Source organism: Pedobacter sp. (genome assembly GCF_035566355.1).
Lineage (GTDB): Bacteria > Bacteroidota > Bacteroidia > Sphingobacteriales > Sphingobacteriaceae > Pedobacter.
On sequence record NZ_DATMRL010000419.1, the window covers coordinates 1 to 6,263 of the forward strand.

The window sequence follows — 6,263 nt, forward strand, 5'->3', positions numbered from 1 at the left end:
CATTCATGGAAATAGCCCAGCTGCCAGCTTACATTTTCTCCGAAGGGCTTAGCTTCATTATGTGGGTTTGTATTCATGACCATTCCACCTTCACCAGCCAGTGCATAAGGACGTCCTCCCGTATGGGTTTTGATGTATGGCCCAACATCCATAGTAAAATTATATTTCCATAGAGCCGTCAGGGCGGCAACTGTCTTTTCCTTATCCAAAATCCTAGGTAAGCCTATCTGGAACGCCCAACTCTGTCCATATACCTGATCGATATGACAGGTATTATAAGAACCCAGTTTTTGGCGGCCTTGAACAGCATCTGGACGGTGAATGAAATATTCTCCGTTAAAGAGCTCCTTTTCCATATTCTTACGACCATTGGTTACATAGGTTTCACAGACCCTTGCAAATGAAGAGTCTTTCATTTCCTCGGCCATCATCTGTGCGGCCTTTGCAGCGGCAATACATAAACCAACAATCCAGGCAATCTCTCCTTCCCACACGGCATCAAGAGTATTCTCCATCGGTGTATCCGTCATTCCATCCCCATTTTTATCCTGATCCAGCATAAACTCGACGGCCTTTTTAATTTTTGACCAGTTGGCATTCAAAAAGTGATGGTCTTTGCTCATTTGATGCTCTCTGTAGAATCTGAGTATCGTACCAGCCTGGCCATCAATCGCCGGACGGGTTTCATTTTCTCCCCGAAAAAGAATTGCGCCACTTTCCTCTATAAAGCCAATGCCAAGGTCAACCCGTTCACGTAAGTCTTTTTCCAGTTCCGGAAAAATCCTGGCAACGGCTTGTGCATATTGCCACACATGAGTACAGGTTCCTGCACATGCACCTACACCCTCCCAGCTCCAGAAACGGCCGTCTGCAAAACGATAAGTATTAGCTGTTGCCAGAGTGCCTATATTTACAAAGGTGCGTTCCAGAAACCAGTGCGGCAGTGTAGAATCTTTCCAGGTATGAGCCCAAAGTTCGGTTCTAGAAGAGAGTTCCTTAAAATTGGCATTTATAAAGTTTGAAACCTCTTTGGCATTCCTAAATTTGGCACCATAATGGAAACCAGGTTCTGCATCTTTAACTAATTCTTTAAGTTTTGGATTTGGGTTGTTAAAATACCAGCTCACTGAATAATCTGCGTTAAATCTTTGTCCAGCGGCTAATATGGTCCCAGTCCCAATCGCTCCAATCAATTTTTCAGGAAAATCTTCTAAAGCAGAACTGCTTTCAGAGGTATTAAAATGTTTGCTGTTAACTGGCCAAGGATTAAATGAAATCTGGGGGTTTCCTTTGGCATGATGTAACATAAAGCACATGGAGCCACCATCACCGGCTTCCTGCACTTCTTTACTACTACTATCAGAAGAAAAAAAGATACCGGTTGAATCTTCAGCTGCCAGCAGTGTATTTTTTCTTTGCCCCATATTTTCTTTACCTGTCAATTTGTTCACTCCATTTTCCATCCAACCCAACAGAGAAATATCTATAGATTCTTTACCCTTGTTAACGGCTTCTATCCTAAGTATAGTAGCAGGTAAAGCTGATTTTTCCGCATCCAAAGGAATAAATGGTGAATAAACGCAGAGTTTTATTTCTAAAGGGAAGTCCTTACTACAATATTTAATAGTGGCAACTGGATATGATCCTTCAAAACTGACTTCATCCCAATGATCTTCATTTAACTCCTTAATTAAAGTTTTTCCTTCATAGTCTATTTTAATGGCAAACCCTTGTTCCAATACACGTCTGTTATTGGCTATGGCTGGTTCAACATAGGCAGATCCATCCCTTGGGCGAATTTTACGCAATGAAGTTCCATCGTCCCAATTGACAACTTTAGGGTCTATTCCTTCATGCACTCCTTCAAAACTCTCATTGTAAATTTGCCAAAGCCAGAGCCTGCCGTCCCCACCCACATACACCGTTCCTGCATGCAGTCCGCCAACCGGCATGCCTATATACCTAAGTTCATTCCTGCTTTTTAAATAGGTCGTCGCTTCGCCTCTGTTAAACAGCGCTTGCTGCCACGAAGGATCTATAGCTTTGTTTTCAGGGATATTATGTAAAGGATATCCAACGGAAAATATGCTTTGTGCCCATACCGGAAATTGTAAAGCAGCAAGCCCTGCTGTGAACAGGCTTGCTTGCTTTATAAAACTTCTTCTGTTAACAGTTTTCATAAGTTTAAGATACATTAAAACCATTAGACCACCATTAAATAATATAAAAGGCCATAAGAATACTTCTCTGGCCTTTTATATCAAGCATATACGTCTATATATGCCGAACAGCAAATTTAATTAATTAATAACCTGCTGAAGCTTCTTCATTAAAGCATCACCACGAAGATTACTGGCGATGATCTTGCCATTGGGATCCAATAAAAAGTTCTGAGGAATTGCAGAAATGGCATAAGCCTGCGCTGCTGCATTTTTGAAACCCAAAAGATCGCTCACCTGTGTCCACGGAAGCCCATCTTCTTTAACCGCTTTTAACCAGTTGTCTTTTTTATCATCCAGTGAAACTGCCAGTACATCAAAATTCTTATCTTTAAATTCGTTATAAGCTTTCAACACATTTGGATTTTCTTTACGGCACGGACCGCACCAGCTGGCCCAAAAATCAATCAATACATATTTACCTTTATAAGAACTTAAAGAAATGGGTTTCCCATTTACATCCGGTTGTGTGAAATCCATGGCAACTACCCCGACTGAGGTTTTCCTCGCAATTTCCAGTTTTTTTACCAGTAATTTCCCTTCCGCAGTAGTTCTTAATCTTTCACGCAAGCTATTAAACATAGGTTCAAATGTCTCCAGCTTAATCACAGTACTTTTGCCTTGCACCATATCCAGGCTGACATAGGAATCTGGATGCGATTTAAAAAAGGTATTTTGCTTTTCCTGGGCCTTCAATGCATAAGGCGTCATCAGTTTCCTGATCTCTTTCATGCGTTGAATCGTATCTACCCCTTTGGCCTGTGTTCTGATATATATAGCCACCATCTCTTCCTGTAAGGGCTCAATCTGGTCCAGTTCCGGCTTCATCTCGGCTTCCAGTTCCAGGTTTTCTGCCTGCGCCTTACCGCCAGTAATGACCGCTTTTTTCATAGTACTACTTCCGCCGACCTTCGTGATTCCCTTCTCCAGGAAAAAGTCCTTTTGATCTGTCTTCAATCGTTTTTCAATAAAAGTAACTGAAGAATCTATTTTTACAGGTTCAAAGGTCAAATACGCTTTAACAGCATCATTGCCAATCTGCCCCTTAAAAGAAAACAGACCGTTCTTCGTTACAGTTGAGTCTTCAATAGTTTTGCCTAAGGAACGATAAGCAAGGAAGACTTTCTTGTCTTCTTTTAGTGCGGTAAATTTTCCGTTTATGGTATACGTGTTCTGGGCATTGGCTGAAAAAGCAAACAGGCCAACGCACGCAATCAGATTAATTGTCTTCTTCATGATCGTTATTATTTATTCGATTCTACTTTCCATAATTTAAACTGTTGATCAGAAGGAAGAATGCCCTTCTTTAATGAGGCCAGTAATTGCTCCAGAATGGAAACCAGCTTTTCTTGTCCGCCAGCTTTCTTCAAATCGGAGATTGTCTTTTCGGTCAGTTTTTTCGCCTTCTCTTTATCGCCTTTTTCCCAGCTCCTTTTAACCAGCTCTCCCGAAAGCATCAGGTTGACAGGATCAAGTGCAAGCGACTTTTCTCCGGCCTTAAACATTGCCGCAGCAATTGCAGCATCGGGTTTAGCAGCAGGAACAATTTGATCAATAAAAGCAATCCTCATTAAGGTTTGTGGATTTTTCGAATTGACCGTAAATCTATTCAGCAAAGCTGCTGCACCTTTCAAATCCCCTTGCCCATAAATGGCTGAATACCATGCAATCATCGCTTCCGAAGCATCTGCATCATCCCCTGGGTTTTCTTTCAAATAAACTGCCGTTTCTTTTGCAAGAACATCCCACTGCTTATTGTCCTCAAGCGTTTTATAGTACAAATATTTAATGGTAGAAGTAGGATGCTGATCGTAAGCCTGTTTAAGGAAAGATATTCCATCAGCAGGTTTTCCCATCTTCCCATACAAAACCCACTTCATCATTACCCCGGTATCTTCAAAAGGATTTTTTTCCAACATGGAATCAAGGACAACCATAGCCCTATCATAGGCCTTCTCTTCAAAGATCAGTTTTCGAAGACCATCGTATTTCTTGGCAGGATCCATTTTTTTTGCCGCATCGAGATTAAACTTCCGGTCTATCAGCAACTGTATAGCTTCCTCACTCAATTGCTCCGGATTAGGCATCCAGACAACTTTATTATCCTGGATCACAAAGGTCTGCGGGATTCCGCTTAGTCCTGCAGCCTTCATGAATTTCAAAGAAAAATCACTCTCCTGTCCGCCACCATAAGCAATCCTATAACTCATTCCGTCCCCTTCCTGCTTCACAAAATCCGCCACTTTCTTTGGATTCGTTTCCCAGATATTCTGACCAATAATCACCACCTTGTTCCCAAATTTTTTCTGCAACTGATTTACATGAGGGATCGCCGCTTTACACGGCCCGCACCACGTGGCCCAGCATTCCACAATATAGATTTTATCTGGATCAAACCGGGTTACCGGCTCGCCCTGGATCCATTGTACTTTAGGGTATTCTGATACTTCAGAGCCAATCCCAAAGCTTGGTTTTACGGTTTCCTTTTGGGCAAATGCTGAAGTACAGAGTACGGACAAGCCCATCAGGATGTTTCTGATTTTTTTCATATTTTGTTTTTCAAGATTAGTTTTTAAGGATTGTTGACCATTCCTGGATTCGCTGTAATCACTTTTTCCGGAAACCGCAAGGTGAGCCTTTCCGGCTTTAATGGAAAGGTTGCCATCACAGTACCTGTTGCAGAAAGTGCCTGATGTTTATAGGTCGTTCCAGCAAAGATGGGGTCTACAGATAAACGGCGCATATCAAACCAGCGATAACCCTGCAAAGCAAATTCACGGGTACGCTCGTCAATAATGAATTTGACCATTGCCGTTTGGTCGGTGATGTTTACGCCTGCATTTGCTACAGGCATCCTGTTTTTACGAAAGGCTTCCAGATCGGCTTTAGCTCCCGTAACATCACCGGTACGTGCCTTAAGTTCCGCTTTCATCAGATACATATCGGGCATGCACATGCCAATTTGGGTGGCGTAAGGTCCAACTTTTCTAAAGGCTCCCGCGGTAATTGGCGCACCACCAAAATAATTTGGCCCAAGAAATCTTAACCGTAAATCACCAGTCTTCGACCCGTCATACAAAGCCACAGTTTGAGGTGCCAATAAAATATCATTGGCTAAAAAAGTATAACTATTGCCAAATTGTTTGGCGAAGAGTAGCTCCTGATTGTCGTTGACCGTTAGCACACCAAGAACATAGGTAAGCGGACTTGAAACCGGGTTGTATCCCCATGCACCACCTACAGCCAAAGTAGAATTGTAGTCGTATAAATTTACGGAGTATGTAGTTGGCAAATGAGAAAAGGCGCTATTGAGCTGAACCAGGCCTTCGGGATATTTCCCCATAAAAAGGTAAACCTTGGCTAAAAGCGCTTCTGCAGCAGACTTTGCCACACGGATACGATTACCTGCAGAAACTGGTAAGGATGGAATGGCCGTTTGTAAATCCTGAACAATAAAATCATAAACGGCTTTTACAGAGGCCCTCTCGAATTTAGTTTGTGTAACATCTGAGGTCTTAACAACTGGAAAGCCAGGATCTGTCGCTGCTGTTGCCTCATTATAAGGTTTACCATAATAATTGATCAGCATAAAATAGATCCAGGCCCTGTTGGTTAAGGCTTCCGCGAGGTAAGATTTTTTTACATCATCTGTCCCGCCCTGTGACCCCATCACTTCATTGATTACAATATTATAGGTGTACAACTGGGACATTAACGCCTTAAATTCACTCCCATCCTCATTAGGCTCATAAATCACATCTGCATATTGAAAATACCTTTTGGATTTTAATGTCAGCATATTATCGTAATACGGCTGCACTGAAGTGACCTCGTCTCCTAAAAATATTTGTCCGTCTATATCGGTTGAATTGAAATAGCCGTTGTTGAGGATCAGGTTATAATCATTTGTATTTTTAGCGATCAGTTTTCCTTTTGGATCTACTTCCAGAAAGCTCTTTTTACAGGAGTATAATCCTGACAACATCATTAAGCACAATGCCGTATATATTTTAAACTTTGAATTTCTCATGTTTGATTGAATTT

At 41.8% G+C, this 6,263-nt stretch carries 4 protein-coding genes; all 4 read right to left on the bottom strand.

What is annotated here, in order from left to right:
- A partial coding sequence (locus VNZ46_RS16200) for a GH116 family glycosyl-hydrolase (RefSeq protein ID WP_325561105.1) occupies window positions 1–2,180 on the bottom strand: 2,180 nt, incomplete at its 3' end.
- A 120-nt stretch (window positions 2,181–2,300) separates the two neighbouring features.
- Window positions 2,301–3,455 carry a TlpA disulfide reductase family protein gene (locus VNZ46_RS16205; protein WP_325561106.1) on the bottom strand — a complete coding sequence of 385 codons (1,155 nt, stop codon included), beginning with the start codon at window positions 3,453–3,455 and terminating at the stop codon, window positions 2,301–2,303.
- Window positions 3,456–3,463: 8 nt separating this feature from the next.
- Complete coding sequence (locus tag VNZ46_RS16210) at window positions 3,464–4,768, bottom strand: TlpA disulfide reductase family protein (RefSeq protein WP_325561107.1); 1,305 nt, start codon at window positions 4,766–4,768, stop codon at window positions 3,464–3,466.
- Window positions 4,769–4,791: 23 nt separating this feature from the next.
- On the bottom strand, window positions 4,792–6,263 hold a 1,472-nt coding region (locus tag VNZ46_RS16215), incomplete at its 5' end, for a RagB/SusD family nutrient uptake outer membrane protein (protein WP_325561108.1).